The 18,664-nt window shown below is 44.8% G+C and carries 25 protein-coding genes and 1 pseudogene; 6 read left to right on the top strand and 20 right to left on the bottom strand.

Going from position 1 to position 18,664, the window contains the following annotated elements:
- Positions 1–199: 199 nt before the first annotated feature.
- Positions 200–553, bottom strand: a complete 354-nt coding sequence (locus tag ACS5NO_RS32230) for a hypothetical protein (protein ID WP_439418917.1) — start codon at positions 551–553, stop codon at positions 200–202.
- Between the two features lie 15 nt (positions 554–568).
- Positions 569–1,126 carry a hypothetical protein gene (locus tag ACS5NO_RS32225; protein ID WP_439418916.1) on the bottom strand — a complete coding sequence of 186 codons (558 nt, stop codon included), beginning with the start codon at positions 1,124–1,126 and terminating at the stop codon, positions 569–571.
- 311 nt (positions 1,127–1,437) lie between these two features.
- Between ACS5NO_RS32225 and ACS5NO_RS32220 the strand changes: the two genes are divergently transcribed.
- Positions 1,438–1,872, top strand: coding sequence for a hypothetical protein (locus ACS5NO_RS32220; RefSeq protein WP_439418915.1), 435 nt, complete (start codon positions 1,438–1,440; stop codon positions 1,870–1,872).
- Between the two features lie 355 nt (positions 1,873–2,227).
- Here the strand turns inward: ACS5NO_RS32220 and ACS5NO_RS32215 are convergent, their stop codons facing one another.
- Positions 2,228–3,505 (bottom strand): terminase large subunit domain-containing protein, encoded by a 1,278-nt coding sequence (locus tag ACS5NO_RS32215; RefSeq protein ID WP_439418914.1) that lies wholly within the window; start codon positions 3,503–3,505, stop codon positions 2,228–2,230.
- A pseudogene (locus tag ACS5NO_RS32210) lies at positions 3,492–3,986 on the bottom strand (terminase small subunit); the annotation flags it as partial. The pseudogene ACS5NO_RS32210 and the gene ACS5NO_RS32215, both read right to left, overlap by 14 nt.
- Before the next feature lie 292 nt (positions 3,987–4,278).
- Between ACS5NO_RS32210 and ACS5NO_RS32205 the strand changes: the two are divergent.
- Positions 4,279–4,818: a hypothetical protein gene (locus ACS5NO_RS32205; protein ID WP_439418913.1), complete on the top strand. Its 540-nt coding sequence runs from the start codon at positions 4,279–4,281 to the stop codon at positions 4,816–4,818.
- 14 nt (positions 4,819–4,832) lie between these two features.
- Here ACS5NO_RS32205 and ACS5NO_RS32200 read toward each other — a convergent pair whose 3' ends face one another.
- The 5 genes from ACS5NO_RS32200 to ACS5NO_RS32180 all read right to left on the bottom strand — a co-directional run bounded on the left by ACS5NO_RS32200 (position 4,833) and on the right by ACS5NO_RS32180 (position 7,471).
- A complete protein-coding gene (locus ACS5NO_RS32200; protein ID WP_439418912.1) occupies positions 4,833–5,318 on the bottom strand; it encodes a hypothetical protein in 486 nt (161 codons plus the stop codon).
- Positions 5,315–5,584, bottom strand: coding sequence for a hypothetical protein (locus tag ACS5NO_RS32195; protein ID WP_439418911.1), 270 nt, complete (start codon positions 5,582–5,584; stop codon positions 5,315–5,317). The genes ACS5NO_RS32200 and ACS5NO_RS32195 overlap by 4 nt, the downstream gene beginning before the upstream one ends.
- On the bottom strand, positions 5,535–6,536 hold the full coding sequence (locus ACS5NO_RS32190; protein ID WP_439418910.1) for a YdaU family protein: 1,002 nt from the start codon (positions 6,534–6,536) through the stop codon (positions 5,535–5,537). The genes ACS5NO_RS32195 and ACS5NO_RS32190 overlap by 50 nt, the downstream gene beginning before the upstream one ends.
- The gene (locus ACS5NO_RS32185) at positions 6,533–7,114 is read right to left on the bottom strand and encodes a hypothetical protein (RefSeq protein ID WP_439418909.1); all 582 of its coding nucleotides are present in this window, start codon (positions 7,112–7,114) and stop codon (positions 6,533–6,535) included. Before ACS5NO_RS32185 ends, ACS5NO_RS32190 begins: the two co-directional genes overlap by 4 nt.
- Before the next feature lie 123 nt (positions 7,115–7,237).
- The gene (locus ACS5NO_RS32180; protein WP_439418908.1) at positions 7,238–7,471 is read right to left on the bottom strand and encodes a hypothetical protein; all 234 of its coding nucleotides are present in this window, start codon (positions 7,469–7,471) and stop codon (positions 7,238–7,240) included.
- A gap of 312 nt (positions 7,472–7,783) precedes the next feature.
- On the opposite strand from ACS5NO_RS32180, the gene ACS5NO_RS32175 reads away from it, so the two are divergent.
- Positions 7,784–8,257, top strand: a complete 474-nt coding sequence (locus ACS5NO_RS32175; RefSeq protein WP_439418907.1) for a winged helix-turn-helix domain-containing protein — start codon at positions 7,784–7,786, stop codon at positions 8,255–8,257.
- A 19-nt stretch (positions 8,258–8,276) separates the two neighbouring features.
- A complete protein-coding gene (locus ACS5NO_RS32170; protein WP_439418906.1) occupies positions 8,277–8,792 on the top strand; it encodes an IS630 family transposase in 516 nt (171 codons plus the stop codon).
- On the opposite strand, the gene ACS5NO_RS32165 is transcribed toward ACS5NO_RS32170, so the two are convergent.
- From ACS5NO_RS32165 to ACS5NO_RS32150, 4 genes are all read right to left on the bottom strand, one after another.
- On the bottom strand, positions 8,782–9,066 hold the full coding sequence (locus tag ACS5NO_RS32165; RefSeq protein WP_439418905.1) for a hypothetical protein: 285 nt from the start codon (positions 9,064–9,066) through the stop codon (positions 8,782–8,784). The genes ACS5NO_RS32170 and ACS5NO_RS32165 overlap by 11 nt on opposite strands.
- Before the next feature lie 115 nt (positions 9,067–9,181).
- A complete protein-coding gene (locus tag ACS5NO_RS32160; RefSeq protein ID WP_439418904.1) occupies positions 9,182–9,679 on the bottom strand; it encodes a hypothetical protein in 498 nt (165 codons plus the stop codon).
- On the bottom strand, positions 9,666–9,869 hold the full coding sequence (locus tag ACS5NO_RS32155) for a hypothetical protein (RefSeq protein ID WP_439418903.1): 204 nt from the start codon (positions 9,867–9,869) through the stop codon (positions 9,666–9,668). The genes ACS5NO_RS32160 and ACS5NO_RS32155 overlap by 14 nt, the downstream gene beginning before the upstream one ends.
- Positions 9,870–10,076: 207 nt before the next feature.
- Entirely contained in the window at positions 10,077–10,754 is a 678-nt protein-coding gene (locus ACS5NO_RS32150; RefSeq protein WP_439418902.1) for a hypothetical protein, read from the bottom strand.
- A gap of 257 nt (positions 10,755–11,011) precedes the next feature.
- Between ACS5NO_RS32150 and ACS5NO_RS32145 the strand changes: the two genes are divergently transcribed.
- Together ACS5NO_RS32145 and ACS5NO_RS32140 are read left to right on the top strand one after the other, a co-directional pair.
- On the top strand, positions 11,012–11,578 hold the full coding sequence (locus ACS5NO_RS32145; protein ID WP_439418901.1) for a DNA polymerase III subunit beta family protein: 567 nt from the start codon (positions 11,012–11,014) through the stop codon (positions 11,576–11,578).
- 164 nt (positions 11,579–11,742) lie between these two features.
- Positions 11,743–12,315, top strand: a complete 573-nt coding sequence (locus tag ACS5NO_RS32140; protein ID WP_439418900.1) for a lambda exonuclease family protein — start codon at positions 11,743–11,745, stop codon at positions 12,313–12,315.
- Between the two features lie 7 nt (positions 12,316–12,322).
- Here the strand turns inward: ACS5NO_RS32140 and ACS5NO_RS32135 are convergent, their stop codons facing one another.
- The 7 genes from ACS5NO_RS32135 to ACS5NO_RS32105 form a co-directional block, all read right to left on the bottom strand.
- The gene (locus ACS5NO_RS32135; protein ID WP_439418899.1) at positions 12,323–13,225 is read right to left on the bottom strand and encodes an IS3 family transposase; all 903 of its coding nucleotides are present in this window, start codon (positions 13,223–13,225) and stop codon (positions 12,323–12,325) included.
- A gap of 23 nt (positions 13,226–13,248) precedes the next feature.
- The gene (locus ACS5NO_RS32130; RefSeq protein ID WP_439418898.1) at positions 13,249–13,578 is read right to left on the bottom strand and encodes a hypothetical protein; all 330 of its coding nucleotides are present in this window, start codon (positions 13,576–13,578) and stop codon (positions 13,249–13,251) included.
- 392 nt (positions 13,579–13,970) lie between these two features.
- Positions 13,971–14,633, bottom strand: coding sequence for a recombinase family protein (locus tag ACS5NO_RS32125; protein WP_439418897.1), 663 nt, complete (start codon positions 14,631–14,633; stop codon positions 13,971–13,973).
- A gap of 538 nt (positions 14,634–15,171) precedes the next feature.
- Positions 15,172–15,474, bottom strand: coding sequence for a hypothetical protein (locus ACS5NO_RS32120; protein WP_439418896.1), 303 nt, complete (start codon positions 15,472–15,474; stop codon positions 15,172–15,174).
- The gene (locus tag ACS5NO_RS32115) at positions 15,443–16,108 is read right to left on the bottom strand and encodes an AAA family ATPase (protein ID WP_439418895.1); all 666 of its coding nucleotides are present in this window, start codon (positions 16,106–16,108) and stop codon (positions 15,443–15,445) included. The genes ACS5NO_RS32120 and ACS5NO_RS32115 overlap by 32 nt, the downstream gene beginning before the upstream one ends.
- 1,274 nt (positions 16,109–17,382) lie before the next feature.
- Positions 17,383–18,240, bottom strand: a complete 858-nt coding sequence (locus ACS5NO_RS32110) for a zeta toxin family protein (RefSeq protein WP_439418894.1) — start codon at positions 18,238–18,240, stop codon at positions 17,383–17,385.
- A complete protein-coding gene (locus tag ACS5NO_RS32105) occupies positions 18,240–18,551 on the bottom strand; it encodes a hypothetical protein (RefSeq protein ID WP_439418893.1) in 312 nt (103 codons plus the stop codon). Before ACS5NO_RS32105 ends, ACS5NO_RS32110 begins: the two co-directional genes overlap by 1 nt.
- Between the last annotated feature and the right edge of the window lie 113 nt (positions 18,552–18,664).

The following is an 18,664-nucleotide window of genomic DNA, read 5'->3' as shown; positions in this document are numbered from 1 at the left end:
TGTAGGTTTCAGATAGCCATACGTCGGAAAGGATATAGCGGTTATTGATCCGTGAATATTCCCAATTAATAATGCTTTCCGTTTTGTAATAGACGAAATAAGGACGAGAGCCGAGTGCATCTTTTTCAGCAACGGTCAACGGGCCATCTGGTAATTTGGGTTGCTCAACAAGGATGCCGCCACGGCCAACGGTCAGGTTTTACTTAACGAGTGTTTGGGCAAACTCAGTCAGGCTTTCATCGGACAGCGGTATGTCCTCAAGCCACGGATCAATAGTGGTCGGCACCTTTTTGGTGATCGGTTTACGAAACACCATCCCAAGCATGGCTTCGACTGTGCGGCCAGTCGCATTGAAATAGTTAGCGCGGTCTAAATAGGCGTCGTAAGCACTAATCGTCTCACCGTTAGCCAGTTTGGTTTCTTGGCCTGCCAGTTGTCGGAGATAAAGCTTGCCACCCTTTTTGATCGCCCGTTGGCCCGCCGATGCGTCCCGGCATTTCTGCCAAACAGAGATATAATCGTTGTAATCTGGGTGCTTATCATCTGGGTTCATTTAAGCCTGCTTTGATTACTGGAATACCTGGAGCTGGTTGAGACCCTGAGCAGCATGGGTAAGGCGAGCGCCGGCAGAGTTATGGTAGAAGAACAGGGAAACATAATCGGTTGTGCCATTCAAGTAATACTTGCCGGAAACCGGCAGACCGATACCGCCCGTTAATGTGGCATTAATAACCTGGCCGCTGTACGATCTAAGCTCTACACCGTTCTTACGCAAGGTAACAACCGGCAGGGCCACAACGTCGGCTGTCACGGTACGGACGATGCCATAAAACGTATACCAACCGGCCTTGTTCGGGGTAAAGCGACCGTTTGCCGGGTTATACCAGTTGTTAGGGTCGGAGACTTCGACATCATGGATAACCTCGGTATGAGCATTGAGCGGAAAACTTTGCTGGCTTGTGCTGCGCTCGACGCTGCAAACCAGTTTCTCGCCAACATAATCTTTTACCTGTTCAGCCGTGGCCTTTTTATTCTCATCGTCGCCAGTTTTGCGGATGCCGAATAAATCAGCAGCGTCAACATCATCAGCAGGATCTAAACCGGGGATTGTTTTATTATCAGGCATTTCATTAATCCTTATACAAAGCGTAGCCGCCGTTATCATTCACTAGTTCATAACCACCGGAGTCATTTACCAGGCTATTGATTCCGGTCGGGCCATAAATGTGCTTTTTGATGAGCCGGCGCTGTAGTTCAATGATCCAGAATAGACGTGATCGTTTGCCTTTAGCCATTCCGCGCCCTTGTGTGCTGATGAGGCAGGATAGCGGAAAATCGAAAACTTGCAAATTATTTAATTGAGATATTTATTAATATCTTTGTAAAAAAGAATTAAATGAATAAATTTTCAAACAAATAAACAAAAATAACAAAGATATGAATACTAAAGGCACAAGTGACGAAGCGCGGGACTACAGCGCCCAGGTTCGCGACCGGTTTATCCAGTTCTTTACAGAAAGAGGTATGAAGGCCGTATCTGACAAAACGGGTTGCAATGAGCAAGTTTTCCGCAACTGTCTCAATGGAACAAGGCCCGCTGTAGATACACTGTGTCAAGTTAAACTGGGTTATGGCGAAGAATTTGATATTAACTATCTATTTACGGGAATAAAGTCCGAACCAGCCGAAATTCCAACCCCGGCTGACAATTCGCAATTTGAAGCCATAATAGAAAATCTCAAGAAGCAATTGGGTGTGTCTCAGGAAAAAATAGGTGAAAAAGACGATTTAATTAAATCATTGAAAGAAGACAAGGTGCATCTCCAAAACGATAAACAGCTTTTGGCAGATATAATCCGGAAGGCAGCATAGTCGGAATAATGAAGGGCTCAGGCCCTTTTTTTATGCCCATACCCTAAGCACATAGAAATCAAAAAACCACTGTGTCAGGAACTTATAGCGCTACTACAATCGTTTTCCTTTCATAAATCTGCCAGACATGGACTTTACCCAAGTCAAAGATATTACTTCTTTTCTTAACGACTCTGGCGGGTTGATAAGTCTTCTTGTAGCGTCATCACCATTTTTATCAAAAATATTTCAAAAGATTTTTTTAAAAATGGAAAAAAAGTCTTACCTCTGTGCCCCCGTTCTGGACTAAGGTCATTGTTATTGATGTAACTATGTGATTTTCAGATAGATATGGCCTATTTATCGGTAAGATAAATTAAACCCCAGCCATCCTAGCACGACCAATCACCCGCTTAACAATCGGCCATTTCTTACAAATGAAATACCCCTGCGCATCATTCGGGTGATCTAAACCATTTTCCTTATCAGGTTCCCCGTTTTTGTCGTAAGCCTGTTGCTCGAGCGTTTCGGTCAGGCGCGGGCAAAGTTTCGTATTGACCAACCACCGGCGCTCACCCTTGGCATTGAGGATCATGGCATTGACCGCATTGACACGATCTTTAACAGCCGGGTTTGTGCTATCAACCACAACCGTGAAACTATTTTGCCGCAGGATCGACAGGTCACTTTCCGACGCATTGACCGATTTATGGGCCTGGCCACTGGCATCAGGATAGATACGGATCGCACGGCCTGGTTGCTTGTAACGCTCGTTCAGCATCCGCGCCATGGTCGGTGTATCCCGCACACCGGTCAATTCCGCAACCGTCCGTGGCTTGCCGTTCCGGATTACGTTAATAATGGCCGTCATGTTCATGACGTTGAAATCCATCCCGATTTCCAGATCCTCGCCATCGTTCATGGTTTCGTTGGTATGGCTCAGGAAGCGGTCGAAGTTTGGATAGACGCTGCCGGCCGTCAGGTTGACGAACTGGCCACGCAAATAGGCATCGATCAGTTGGGATGGGTAAGTCTGGAAAAGGGAGAAAATGTAATCGTCTGGTAGGTTGGCTTCATTTTCGTAAGTGCTGGCCTGCACCATTCCATATAGATCAGCCAGTGATGGTTTTTCCCTAGGGTTTTTGACCAGCAGTTCATAGGCAAACTTGAATCCTTCCGGGGTTGTGGTGATGTCAATCCCGTTTTTCAGGCCCGGCACATTGTAGCGCATACGGGCAATGATCTTTCGCCAGGCTTGTTGAGCCTTTTCGGCTTCCATCACATCGATCTCATCGACATGAGCCTTGCCGATCTTGAAACCAACGATATTCGACGGATTGTCCATCGTCCGGCAAATGATGGTGCCACGGTACTGTCGGCCGGAATACAGGCTGACTTCCTTATCCGTAACCTTGATCCTCGTTTTCAGGCCCCAGTCAAAGGCTACCTCCTCAATGGTCGGAAAGAAAATATCCTTGATCTGGGGATAGGTCGGGGCGAAATAGCCAGAATTGACCTTGGGGAACTCCCAGTGATGCTGACACAAGGCCGCACAGCCCACCCAGGTCTTGCCCGTACCGAAACCACCGATGAAGCCCCGGAACTTCTGTGGCATGGCCAGAAACCGCGCCTGGGGGACGTTAAGCGTCGGCATCTGATTTTTTCTTACTGGCATCGATGACTTCGACGACCACTTTCACCGGTACTGGTTCGTCATCGCCTGGCAAACTATCGGCTCCAAATAGCTTCAGGTGCCGACCAAGTTTGTCCAGAGCGGACAGCTTATCGATTAGTTTAACCTTTTTGGCTGTACCGAACTGGCCGGGCTTAAAACTGATCTCGGAAATGATAGCCGCGTCGTCATCGGATAACACGGAACTATCACGCAGACTAACACCGCCATCGTTCCAATCCATCACTTGCCGGGGATCTGCAAAGGCAATCCGTGCTAGTTCACGAATTACCATATCAGCGGTAACCTGAGTGCGTTGGGAACGTTTTCCCATGAGTTCCTGAATATATTCCTGTATTTCAGGTTTGCTCAGGTTTTCATTACCAATCGAATAGGCTGTTTTTGGGCTATATCCAGATCGTATGGCAGCTTGTGTAGCATTCAGATCAACGATGTATTCCTGACAGAACCGCTTCTACTTATCTTTCAGGGTGCCTTTATCGGGTTTCTTCGCCATGTGGCCAGATTACCACACGTTAAGTAGAGCTAGCAAGCGGGTTTTTATACAGTCCTAAAACGATAAAATTTTATGGATTGCCATAGCAGGAGGTTCGGGTTTTTGGCTTTGAAGCCAGATTAGCATGGTAATCAATAGACCGGAAAGGCTTATATATAGGATTTTAAGTATATTTAGTTCGCACTTAGTAAGCTAAGTAAATGAAGGGTGACTTTCTGGCTTTTAAATCGGGGAAATCATGTTTGGAATAGGCTATAATATCAAGACGGTAGAAGTAGTTATTGGCAATATAACTGAGAAGAGAAGAATGGGTATAGTCGATGATTACGACCAGTTAACCCGCTTTTTAAAGGGGTATAAAAACTATCGACATTGGTGCACTTGGATGACCGTTCCTGATGATGTTATCGCAGATTACCTTAAATGGAGAGACTTGAAAGATCAGGAATGGAAAGAATACAATGCAAAAGACGATGCATTCATTAAAAATAAAAATCAAAAACTCTTGCTTACTGTTGCAAAAGCAGCTGGAAATGCTTTACATCTTAATAAGATAGGCCTTGCAAGGAATGCATATACAGCAATTTCAACGTTAAGAGAACATGGTCCTGCTAAGCCTAATATGTCTGGACTTTATGGTCTTATGAAAGAAAGGTACTTATTTTATGAACTTAAAATAAGTTACAATGGCTTTACAGGCAAAAGGTCGGTTCTTGGTCTTGGTGTAAGTGATGGAAGCCATAGTAGGGAACTGATAAAGAAACATTTAAGGTTTTAACCTTTACCTGAGAGTCAAACATTCCGCGTATCATACCCCGCCCGATCCATATGCCAGCACAGGATTTTGGCCAGCATTGGGATCAGCTCAAACGGTGTCCGAGCTGCGACGGCATAATGCGGGATTGCCATTGGTTTAGCGATCGTATCCCGGAAAATGACCTGATTGTCTGAAAGAAGATGATCGGCCGCAATGGACGCTTTACCAACCTTCAACTCGACCATGATGATCAATTGCGGCTTACCCGGCGCGCTGATCAGGAAGGTGCTATCAGTCCATCCGGCCTGCACAATACCCAAAGCTTTCTCAACCCAGGTCTGCGGAGCATCGCGCTTGCCCTCGTTTTTCATATGGAAGTGTAGGATCGGAACACCGGAACGTCGCAACGTATATTGTACCCAGTTATGCACAGCCTTCGACAGTTCGTATTCATGTTTTTTAGCCAAGTCGGTCCTCCTGACCTTTCGCATGAACAGCCATCGTTTTACCAGCCGGATCATGATTGCTCAACCGTGTGGGCGAAGAACTCGAAGGTGTCGGCGATATATTCCGCCCAATCCCGTACAGCTTTGAGGATTTCACCGGTTTCCGGAAAACCACGCCGTACGTTCTCGGTCCGCACATCATCAATGCCGTGCCAGATGGCCAGGTAAGGGTACTGGCTGAGGTCGCTGGTGAGCTGTTGCAGCCGGTAGGTGATCTGGGCTTCATCGGCATCAAAGAACGGTTTCTCCGCCATCAGCTGGGCCAGCAGGACCGTGATCAATGGTTTGCCCGCCGGCCGTATCGCTGAGATCAGGAAGTTGCGCCAGGCTTCCGGGGTTTCGCCATTGGGTAAGTCGTAGACTATCGGACGTGTCCAGAACCCTTTCGGATAATCCGGGTGGTCCGTTTTGAACACCTCCAGCACCTTCCTGCAAGATTTTAGCCGTCGCAGACTGGAGAGCACTAAACTGGCTACCCCATGCGTTAGGGGCTCCTGGTGCGGCAGACTGGCGCTTTGTAATTCCGCTGATGTCATCTTCCCACCTGCAGCCGTTAAGCCACGTTGCAGGATGGGGGATATACTGGCCTGGGGTTCCGGCTGCTTTGTGAGCGGCTGCAAATTGGCCAGAGCGGTCGAGAAGGAATTCATGGGTAAGCTCCTTGTGGGTTTTCAGGGCGTTCAGGTAGGCTTTGTTCGCATTGCCTTTGCCGGTCTTGTTCGGGTAGGTCTGCCAGAATTGCTCGAACTCAGGAGAATATTCGGAACGGGCTTTGGGGGATATAGGGGGAGATAATACGTTAGTATTATCTAATGTGGTTGTGGATGTGGTTGTGTGTGCATTTGATGGTGCATTTGCACCCCTTTTTGCACCTGCACTTGCAAGGTTTTTTAGCCTAATCCGTTCTCTTTCAGCCTGGGCATCACGTCTTAAGTCACTGATTTTGGCCTTTTTGCCTATTTCCTCGTCGGCTCGCTCATTAGTCCATCCTACATCCTTAAGGATAAAGAATTCCTGCACAACGGTCTGCACGGCCTGTTGCTCATCGGGTGCAATCGCCTTGCAAATCCGGTGCATTTGCACCCAGTCATCGGGAAGGGGCTTGGCGTTGCTGTAGTACCAGTCCATGAGCAAGGCATAGGCTCCGTGCTGGACCAGGGACAGGTGCGCGGTCTTCCGGGCATAGTCGCCAGGATAGCGCGGATACCAGTGACGGTCAGATTTAGCGGTCATGTGCGACCATACAGTGCACGGTCACGCGCAGCATTGAGATCTGACATGGCTTGGTGACTACCACCATTATCGGGGTGACGATCACGAGCCAGCCGTTTATAATTGGCATTTATAACCTCAATACTGGCATCCGAAAGGACCTCAAGCACATCCCACCACGCCGGCTCCTTAGTTGGAGCCGGCAGGGGCGTGAAACCTCGGAAAGCTTGTTCCACCATTTTGGACGATCCCCAGCGTTCAATACCGCGCAGAGCTTCAATCGTTTTAGCGATGGCCTGCATATTATCCTTGACTAGATCCCAGCGATCACAGGCAAAGCATTTCTGTTCACCGTTCAGCATGAAATAAACCGCCACGCCTGGATCATCGAGCATGGTTTGACGGGTGTATGGCAATCCATCACGGCGGATTTGGATATTGGTACTAATGACCAGGTTTTGACCACCGAGGCGTTGTACCTCATTGACTATTTCCCGCTGGGCCTTGTCCTGCGTTACAACAAAACGTGAGCGGGCACGCTTCCAGCTTGATGTAGTTGGCCAGCCTGTAGGCCATTGCAAAGGGTATGCTTGTGTCACTTTATCCTCTCGGTTTCTCTCCCGGACGGAAAGAGCGGGCGGCTCCAGCCGAGAGTCTGGACATTGCAGGAGCTACCTGACCGCCACGAAAGACAGCATATGAGAGAAAAGTACCGTTGTCAATTATCTATTTGAATTTTCAAGGTCGGCTATCCGCCTTTCAAAATCCTTGTTTTCTTCTTTTAGTTTACTAATGTTTTCCCCATGTATTAGGTATTCTCGTGCAATAGATAGATCATTTACTTTAGGTAATAAAGCTTTAGCATTAGCTTCCAGATCTACTATTTTGGCCTTATTTAATGAAATACGATGGTGATAATATGTGATTTCATTTTGTTGTCGATCGGTAAGGGCCATATAGATAAAAAATTAAAGCTGTCCTTTACGTAGATTGATGGCAGTGATGATAGTAAGATTTATTATATAGAAAACGGAAAAGTACAAATATCGCTTCACTATAACAGGTAGTGATTTTTTGTACTTTTCCAATTTGTAATTATTACTAATCTCTTCCTTTCCATCTATAGCAGTTACCATACCACCAGCTGCAAAGACATCCCCCAAGGCAATAAGTACTATCTGTACAATAAGGACAATCTATTTTCTGAATATCATCTATTGTATTATTGATACGTGAGTAAGTTTGTTATGTAAGTTACTTTTGCTTTCATGGCAAACTATAAACAATCCGATTACGAAGCTCTAAGACGACGATGTGTTGAACTTAGTCAGGCTGGTTGGCAGCAGTTGGCGATTGCCCAGGCGTTTGGCTTAACTCAACCTTGGGTAAGTCGAACCCTGAAGAAATACCGAGAGCAAGGAGTGACAGCCTTACAGGAAGGTAAACGAACAGGAGCACCAGCCCGTTTATCGGTCGAACAACTCAGCCAACTAGTAACCGAGCTCCATAAGGGAGCCGAACACCATGGTTTTAACGGGGCAGTCTGGACGCGCCCACGGGTCAATGAAGTGGTTAAAAAGCTATTTGGCATCAGTTATGACCCTTCCCAAATCGGTCGTATTCTAAAGAAGGTCGGCTGGAGTCGGCAGAAACCACAGCGGAAAGCCCGCCAGCAAGACCCGCAGGCCGTTGCACACTGGCGGGAAGAGCGCTTACCCGCACTCAAAAAAAGCCAAGGATGAAGGGCGGGTCATTCTATACGTGGACGAGTCGGCGTGCTATCTACTGCCTTTATTAGCTCACACCTGGGCACCTGGTGGGCAGACCCCGGTAGTAGTGGAGCAAGCGGGCCGCACTCATTTGAGCTTGATTGCCGCCATTGCGCCTAACGGCCGGATCTATGTAGCCGGTCAGGACCAGTCATTTACCAGTGAGGACATCGTGTGGTTTCTGAATAAACTGTGTGGGCGTTATCGGAAACGAGATATGGTTATTATCTGGGATGGGGCAGCGATCCATCGCAGCGAAGTGGTAAAAGCTTTTTTGAAAGAGCGTCCAGGCAGGATTCATTTGGAACGTTTACCCGCCTATAGTCCCCAACTGAATCCGGTCGAGTTGGTTTGGAGCCAGTTGAAGCGTAGTTTAAAGAACCAAGTTTTTACGGATCTGGAAGAACTTACGGTAGCGGTTATGGAGCAAGTCAACTGCTTGGAGAGAGATCCAAAGCTAGTACAGGCCTTCTTCAACAAAAAAGAGATCGCCTTCATTACGGACTAATGCACAGGTCAATAACAATTTGTTTGCCATCAACAGTCTCCAATTCTATACCAAATGGAATAAATTTAAAAGCCTCACAAGTTTGACCACGCTTTACTGTCTCTTTGAACCCTATGTTCTCTACTACAACAACTTTAAATTCAAGAATACCAGCCTCTGGATCAGGGACTAAAAAAAAGCCAACTCCATTTGAGTCCTTATTCTCACTTTTTAAAAGAAATTTGCTAACCGTTTTCGAGGTTTGATTCTTTTGATTGTTATTACAATTACACATGTCTATTGATGTTTAGGATGAGATAATAATTACTCAAAATTTTGCTAAACATCAAAATTATTGCTGGCTATTGCACTTATACGGTTGCAAAGAATTAAATCTTGATAAGAGAAGGCTATTCAATTCTAGGAGAATTAATCCGTCTTAAATTCTCAATATCATCCAGATCCTTTTGCCGCCCAGTAGCCTGCTTGTCCTGGATCAGGTCTTCAAGACTGATAAACACAATCTCAGTGCCGTCGGATTTGAACGCTTGCCGCCGTTCATAAGCCTGCCAGAATCTTAAGGGAGTTTTTAGTTTCGGCAGCAGGTCAAGGGTGTATTCTTTAAATTCAAAGCGTAGGAACGGTGCCAGGTCGATGACTTCGGCATTCCGATGCTCTGTTACATCCTTTCCAAGCTGCTCCATAGCATTAAGCAAATTGGCGTGGTTTTGAGGTGTAGTCCTGTACCAAAGATCTAAATCTGCCTTCTCGGTGGGCTGGCCATTCTTGCCAATAGTCTGTCTCTGGTAACCATGAAGGGCAACAGCCGTGCCGCCAACTATCATGTAGTGAACAGCATTTTCATTGAATGTGCGGCAAACGTTGCGGATGATACTAAGATAATCCATGTACAGCAGCCCTGCCTACGAATTTGTTATTCTCTGAGGAGGTTTTGGATTGGATATATTCGTTTCGCAAAACGGTCATGGCTTCGGCAAACTGCACATAGCGTTCAGCCGCCACGGTAGGGTCTTGCTCTACCGCTGTTGAACTGTCTTTCAGTTCGTCAAAGCTGCTATATCGTGTTTGTTCGGCCATGAGAAAAAGTACCCTTTCGGTATAATAACACAGAAAGATACAAATGTGGTGCAAAAAGTCAAAGAATATTGTTTAATTATTTGATTGTGAGGTGTTTGTGGCAAATTAAGTACAATTGCTTGTAGGCCCTATGAATTGTAAAAGGCAAATTAAATACTTGGCGGCCGTGTCAGTGATGGGAAAAGTGTAATAGTGGGAACTGCCCATCTACTTACCTTGTATTGTCGCTGTAACTATAGGTTCAGATGTGTCTTGACCGGACTGAAACTGATGAACCAGAATTACTTTTTTATTGTATTCGGCTAACCGTTGAACTCTTCTAAATGAAACAAAATTCTGCCAAGTTTTTTCGCGAGAGCTATAATCATAAAAATCATCATTAACATACCGATTATCCCTCACATTATCATTTATTCTCAAATCAACTTCATAGGTATCAGTATCAATGTATGACTTTCTTACACTTAAAAATTCTATTTTTAAGAATTTATGACGTGTACCGCCATGATTGGCTTCTGTACAAAATTCTCTATAATCTTGCTCTAATTGTTTTACTATCCCAGGTTCTGTAGTAGCGATTGTAGGATCATGAGGCTCTTTATACCCTGTATCTTCAGTAAGGAGATTTTTAAAGAACCAAAAGAGAAATATTAAAACGATTAGCTGAATTATTCTTAGTGTCCAACTTACGGGTTTGTATTTCTCTGTTTCATGTTGAGCTTTGATCCGAATATCATCAATATTGTTTTTTATGTCATTTATCTCACGGTTCGTCTGATGTATTAAGTCATAATTTAAATCATTTTGATAACCTTCCAGCTCTTTCTTTTTCCAAAAAAGATCCATCTCATAATCGCGGATTTTCTGCTCTTGTTCTGGTTTCATGGCTATGGAGTAATAATTTGTTAAATCAATAATAATAAAATTTTTCGTCAATTGATGTAAAAAAGATGTTGACAGGCTGTAAGGGTTGTGCTATAACTGGTATCAGGAACAACGATAGGAGCCACAGATGATGTTTAACAACGTCTACATTTCGATCCCCACACAAATCCGCCGTTACTATCACGGTCGGAAACACAAGAAACTGAGCGATCAAATGATTGCTTTCCTCAAATCCCTTTAATTCACAGGAGTAATGAATGTTCACAATCGAACCTAAAGACCTAGCCGCTACGGTACTGGCCGCCAGCAAAGAAGAAACCCGTTATTATTTGTGCGGTGTATATTTCCATGCCATCGACGGCAAAATTGCATTAGCCGGCACAGACGGTTATTCAATTATCCAGATTGTAACAGGCGCAGATGCTCCGGAAGAACTTGAACCATTTATTTTAGGTACAGATGACATTAAAATTATCTTGTCAATGGTCAAAATGGAGTGTAAGACTCACGGAAATGTTGTGCCGATTGAATTGCAGTTCCAAAAAGGAATTGTGAAAATCGGCCCGAGCTTAAAAGAATATCGCTTCACACCAATTGATGGAACATATCCAGATTATCAGCAAGTTATTCCTTCGGCAGAACCTGCACCTATTACCGAAATCGGATTTAATGGGAATCTTTTCGGTGTGATGCAAAAGGCTGCTAACCTGCATTCTGATAGCAAAAACTCAGGGTTAAGAGCGGTATTTATCGATAAGACCAGCCCTATTCGTGTTTACAGTTCAAAGGGCTTTACCGGCGTTGTAATGCCGTATCGTATTTAACCCAGGCTATGGCCGTTTGCGCGGCCACCCTTTCTCTATGTTAGCTGTCTTCCTGTAATGCTGGCAGCTAACTTATGGACAGGGCCAGAGGTAAAAATAGCCGGTAAAGAATACTAGTAGCACACCACACCGGCCCCTGTCCTTCAACTTTATAGGAGATTGTATTGACCATTAAATATTACGAAAACATTGTCCAGGGCAGCGATGAATGGTTTGAGCTGCGTCGGGGTATCTTGACGGCCAGCGAGATGAAACATATCGTTACGCCAACATTCAAAACCGCTGACAATGAAAAGACCCGTACCCACCTCTATGAATTGCTGGCTCAGCGGATCAGTGGGTATGTAGAACCGTCCTATGTCAGCGATGATATGATGCGCGGTAATGAAGAAGAAGTTCTGGCACGGATCAAGTATTCAGAAGGTTTTGAGGTGCCAGTCAAGGATATGGGCTTTATCACAAATGACCGCTGGGGTTTTATGCTTGGTTATTCGCCTGATGGTTTAGTCAGTGAAGATGGCCAGATCGAATGTAAATCACGACGTCAGAAATACCAAGTCGAAACCATTCTGACCAATGAAATGCCGGTAGATTATCTATTGCAAGTTCAGACCGGCTTACTTGTTACAGGACGCGCCTGGTGTGATTTTGTCTCCTATTCAGGCGGTTTGCCAATGCTGACGAAACGCATCTATCCGTATAAAAAAATCCAGGACGCAATCATCGTATGCTACTGAAATAGGTTTACAAAGGGGAAGAAAAGGGCTTATCTACCTGATAGTGCACATTTCCGTACCGCACTTTTTTATACGGGTACCATTTTAAACGATGATACCCCTTTCTCTGATGCGCTTGATTGGGAGGCAAATTATTTAACGACCCATGAGGGCGTAACGAATTATATGTACCAATCGCCTGCTCCACGGCGGTTTGAGCCGCCGCAAAACTCGGAAACCCACGCAACTGAAAATCATCCTTCAGACACCGAAAGACCCGCTCCGCTAGGGCATTTTCGTTCGGGTCACCTGACTCGGTCATGCTGATAGCAATACTAGCCTTTTTTAGCCGGTCTACATAAGCCCCCGAGCAATATTGGACTCCTCGATCTGAGTGATGAACCAACTCCTGCTCGCTTTCGCCACGCTCGGTTAAAGCCATCTCCAAAGCCGCTAAGGGCCCTTTTGCTTCCAAGGTTTTATGAAATGACCAGCCCACGATTTTTCGCGAATACCCGTCCATGATCACCGATAAATAAGCAAAGCCAGGACCTACCGGGAGGTACGTCAGGTCACTTACCCAGAGCCGATTGGGCCGCTCTGGCTTAAGGTCTTTGACCTGATTAGGATACTTATAGAAGCCGTGGCTGGAGTCTGTCGTCTTCACCCTGGGACGTTTTCGGTGCACCAGTAAATTATTCTCTCTTAGTAAGTTATGAAGTTTATCCCGTCCCAGCTTGATGGTATGACGAGTCAAAAAGTCGTCCATCACCACATAAAGCTTAGTCGTTCCTAAGCCGGGAATCAACTTCCGTAACCGCTTGACTTCCTGGAGAACCAGATCGGTCTGAAAGCCCTTTTTCTCTTCACGCCGGGTAGCCGCATACCAAGCCTGCCTTGTCAAACCAAACAATCCACATAACTGCTCCATGCCCACCAGGGGATAGCGACGAGTCAGTTGCTGGAGGGTTTGGTGCCAGACTTTTTTAGGATTGGAATCTGCAACTGTTCTTCGGCAATTTGAATAGCCGTCTGGTAGGCTTCGGCTTTGAGTTTAAGCAATTTATTTTCTTCTTCGGTAGCCGCTAAGCGCCGTTCCAGGGCTTTAACATAGGCATCTTGGTTTTGCTTCTTCATGGCTTTGTAGGCTTTATGAGGATACAGATAGGGGGCTAATCGGTGTTTAAAATACCATCGGTTTAGCTGGCGCAGCTCAGTAAGGGAAATGTGTAGATAGCGTTGAATGTCGGCAGGCTGAGCTATTTCAGCTCGATAGACTTCCACGATCCGTCGCTTAAAGATAAGCGAATTTCTATTTTTCTTATTTCGTTGTAATCTCTTAATATACATCAGCTTACGGGTTTACTGTACACAGAAACCAGTAGCATACGCGATGTTTGATAACCATTTATATGTTAACTAATAAAACATAGTGTAATTAAACCGTCAATTATTTTTCATCTACGGAAAATACAATAAACTTATTTATGGAGTCTAAGTCAAAATACCTGATTAACGATTTTTAAGCTACGTCAGAATTTCGTGCTTATCGTCAATTTCAAGCATTGCCAGCATCTTATCCTACACCTTTGATATTAGTCTTGAAATTGTGTTTCAAGGTGAGTTACCATTTATTTAAGGCTAGACTCTAATTTGTGCAAAATTACTTTAAATGGTTATTTGAAAAGATACCTTTTCAACAATCGCGCTACCGACATTGGGAAAAATAATTTACCACGCCGGGTTCGATACCCATTCTCATTGAGTTTTGCCGTGATTTCCCGAAATGTCAGGTCTTTCTGGCGATACAATTGAATCAGTTCTCCCGCCTGGCGATTGGCTAAATGCTGGATAGCATTCTGAATCCGAATTTCCTGGCCGCGAATACGGGCTGTGGCCGTGAGGTTCTCCGGTTTACCCAGCTGAAATCCTCGTATTTTTTTCTGGGCCAGCGCAGCTCGTGTTCGCTTGGAAATCTGCTCGGCTTCGTGTTGGGCAAAGCTGGCCATGATGCCAATGGTTAACGTATTCGCATCAGGTAGATCACAGGCGACGAAATCCACTTCGGTATCCCGAAGCGTCATCACAAAGGATGCATTCCGGCCAAGCCGATCCAGTTTGGCGATCAATAGTCGGGCGCGGTGTTGCTTGGCCGCATCGATGGCCGCTAGTAGCTGTGGCCGTTCCTTTTTTTTCCCGGACTCAATTTCCGTGAACTCGCCGGCTAGCTCCTCCCCTACCCTGAGAAACCGCCGGACCATGTCTCGCTGATCGTCGAGCCCGAGTCCGGAACGGCCCTGCTTCTGGGTGGATACGCGGTAATAGGCAATGTACTTCATGGTGCAAATCGGAGTGAGTAAAGGTAAAACGAATTTGTAACATTTCACAAACGGTCGTTTGTAAAATGTTACAAAAGGTATTCGGACAACTTTCCCACCAATTTTCCATCGTTGTGGTATGCCACTTTGGCAGGTAGGCCCTCCCATTGCCTTTGGATTCCCGGAATTGTATCCAATCAAGATCTACTGAGGTTCACCGGTAATTCTTAGAAAGCAGTAATCTCTTCTATTCTGCGGAATCAGGAAATGATCGCTTGATTCCAATCTCCTATCAAGGTGTTGAAAATCAACACTCGTCAATTTGGAGTGTGTGGTAAAAACAAGCCGTGTTCAGTAAGAAATGGATTTGAACAAAAACTGAGTGATGTTCACCCCGCGACAGATGCGAAGTCCTTTGTCTACTCGGTTTGTCGTAGTGAGACTGTTTGAACAAAATTTGGTGCTGCGGGAAGCAAAGCTGGGAAGGCACTCGATCATAATATCCGTATGAATGTTATGATCGAGTGCACCCAACCTTTCGGTTTTTAGGCCTCCGCCTTTAGCTATCCTTGTGTTTGCGTTTCTCCCGCTCTAATTTTTCAAGTACCGCCTCCACAATCCAGTCATGGGTCGAAATACCCAACTTGGGAGAACCGGGTTTTCGGGGCCGTTTGGCTCGCATCTTGTCGATTGTGTTAAAGATACCGACCGTAAGCCGCAAGTTAAAAAACTTGGCTTTATCTGGATCGTCGGCGGCTACCGCTTTCGGTTCGGCGGCAATGGCCCCTCCACGATTGATCATGGCCTCGATCTCGGCCTCGGTCGGTTTTTTAGGTGTTTTGGGTGGTGGTGTGACCGGCATATACAATAGCGTTAAAAAGTACTTCCATTTCGGCGACGGCCTTTTTATCAGGTTCCTCCATCTCAAACACAGCCAGGCCGATGGCTGCGGAATTGGCAAACGCTTTGCGGTTTACCAGCGGGAACGGTAAAAAGGTCAGGCTTTCGTAACTTTGCAAAACCTCACTTACCTGGCGATTATCCTGGCTTTTGACGTCGGCACGGTTAATAAAGCTATACGCCAGCATTGGAGCCGGCCGCATCGATTGAACTTCATCAACCAATTCGGATACCTTGGTAACGGTCCACAGGTCATAACTGCGCGGATTAAACGGGCTCAGGAATACATCACAAACAAACAGGGCCGCGCGTTGGCTGGTGGTATCCCTCCCACCGGTATCAACGACAATGTGGTCGTATTTCGATTTCAGGGATTCGATCTGTTTGCGAACCAGTGAACCCGTAATCTGGACCAATGTAAAACCGGTAGCACCGCGCGTCTGTTCGCGATAGGCGCTGAAATCCGATGCACTCCCCTGGTCGTCAGCGTCGACCAGTAGGGTTTCCGCTCCTTTGGAAACGAGCCAGGCGGCCAGGTTGGTAGCGATGGTGGTTTTACCCACCCCACCCTTTTGAGAACCGACAACAATCACCATTTTCGTAGGTTTTTAGGTACTGCAATTAGTATAAAAATACTATAAAAACAAGTATTTTTTTAAATTATGTAAATAGTTTGCTATTCAGTACAGCATTTAGTATGCAAATTAGTATAATTTTCATGAGAATAAAACTCAGGTCTACAATACTAAAAGTTTACTGAAATTAGTATATTTTCTTACATTAAAAATTAGCCATAATCAATACTGTATTTAGTAAGTAAAATAGTATCTTTTTATACATTAATAAAATTTTATTTATTATACTTATAATAGTACTAAAAATAGTATGTTTTTTTTATCATAATCTATTCATATACAAATTGTTAAGAATACAATTAAATAGTCATTGACTTCAAATATGGTATTCAACAAATTAGATTTTACTAATTCAAGCGACAAGCAATATCATGAATTTTTTTGAAATACCAGCCTAATGCTCCCTAGAATTACTTGTAAACGTAGTGTATTACTTTGAAATAGTGAAGACGAGCAGTGTGAAGGGTATTGCCATCGAACCTTTGTAATCTTTCATTACCCCTCTTAAAGTACCCCTCATTCAGTACTCTTAAAGGTTACGATTTAAGTTATGCCATATCAGGATTGCATTATTCGAGACGTATTACTTTAGTCATACAAAAAGAGGTTGGTCTGGTCATTACCGATCCTCTGTAAAGGTGCCTTCGCATTATTCGAAGTCAACTTGTCAAATCTAAGTAGTAGGGTAGGGGAGGATATTTCGTAATGTTATCCTGTTGAATCCAATCGTATTATTTAGCATCTCGATTAGGTACCCTGGCCATAAGGTGAGATTTCCTATCCCAAAGAGTCACCTAAACAGAGCCCTCCGGAAAATTTCCTGCCCAAATTTCGAAATACGAATCCTCAGGCTGATGAGGAAGGAAGAATATTAACGTATAGAGCAATTAGAACAAATCATATCGAATCGAGAACGACTATGTTTAATCAGCTCCTAAACCGACGCAGTAGGATCCATTCTCTCCTGTACGTTGGAGCTTCATGCCAACGATTTTCTGATCCTCACTTTTAAATATCATTTTTTATACAGAAACCAGTATGTTTTTTAAATGTATAAGAGGAAACAAAGACATACTTAAAATAGTATAATAATTAGTATGTATTTATCACCATAATAGGCTAATGGATAATGAGTTACTAACAATACATCCCTAAATAAATTCTTAAACAATTTACAAACCTTATATCATATAGTTTTGCTAATAGACATACAACATACATTTCTAAAACTTAATTTATTTCGATAATCCTTTCTGCTGCTGGTGGTTGCTCAGAAGGTCGCTAAAATCCTTTTTAAACGCATTGATTTGATCGGGTGGGGCTTTCCTCCCTTCCATATGAGATAATACGTCCTGCGCCACTTTTTTATAATAATCCTGCTCCTGGGGCTTTAGGCTCCGAGTCCGCTCCGTTAGAAAGTCCTGCACAGGTTCTTTCGGGTTTTTCTGCCAGATAGTTACGCTGGATCTCTGGTCAGCTACCCTACGTCGATACAGCGTAATCGAATCGGCCGCGTTGTTATTGACACAGTAGGAGAGAGCGTTTACGTTTTTCTTAGCGCGGTCGTAATGAATCTCCTTGTCTACCAAACGTCCTACGGAACCTTGCTGCTGGCCAATCTCATACCGTGACAAGGTAGACAGGTACGAAATCTTAGGGTTCACCGCCAATACGTGTAACTCCGTCTTAAAACCGTTCCGCTTGGCTTCGGCCAGTGTCTGTTCGGTTTTCGGCCCATCGTGGAAAGTCGTTTCGAGGGCATAAGATTTTTTATGCTTGTGGGCATACTGTTTTAGATGGTCAAGCAACTCATACACAAACGGCTGTGTCTTGTGGGGCATGTTATCAGGGTCACTCCTGGCAATCGATTCATAATTGGGATGGAGCTTGCGGTATTCATCCCCATCTAGAACCGCAATGTTCGGATATTCATTTATCAAATGACCCTTGATACCAGATTTTCCGGCTCCGGGCTGCGCTCCGTAAATGATAGCTAACGGTTGGCCTTGATCGGTAGGGGAGCGGTGAAAAGATTTGTCTTTAACAAAATCAAAAACCTTACGATTATACGGATCTTTCAGAAACTCACTCATCAACAAGCAACCTCTAATGTCCCGATTTGATAAACCTTGCTTTTATTCTGTTTGGCATATCTGGCAATCAATTCTTGTAGGTCCTCATAAGGGATGCGGCCAACTTTCAAGTAGTCGGAATGAAAGTAATCATACGCTAGATCGTTTACCTCTTTGGTTATCAACTCATGGTACCAAGCTCTAAAGCAATTGGCCTTTGCTTCGGCTATTTCCTCGTAAGCCACATCTAAAATACCATCGGCAAAGGTATAGAGAGGGGCTTGATTGATTAATTCGTCACTTTTCGCGGGGGTCTGTGGGGTGTGAACCATCTTGATTAACAGGTTGATCGTATGATTAAAGATACCACTTTTTGTGGTATTCGACAAATGATCGGCGTGGCCACCTGACGCGCGGATCCGGAGCCTGAATAATTGTCTACGAT

Origin of the sequence: Larkinella fluvii, from assembly GCF_051857545.1 — a bacterium.
Lineage (GTDB): Bacteria > Bacteroidota > Bacteroidia > Cytophagales > Spirosomataceae > Larkinella.
Note: the sequence above shows the minus strand (reverse complement) of the source record. Positions and strands in the feature narration are given on the sequence as shown.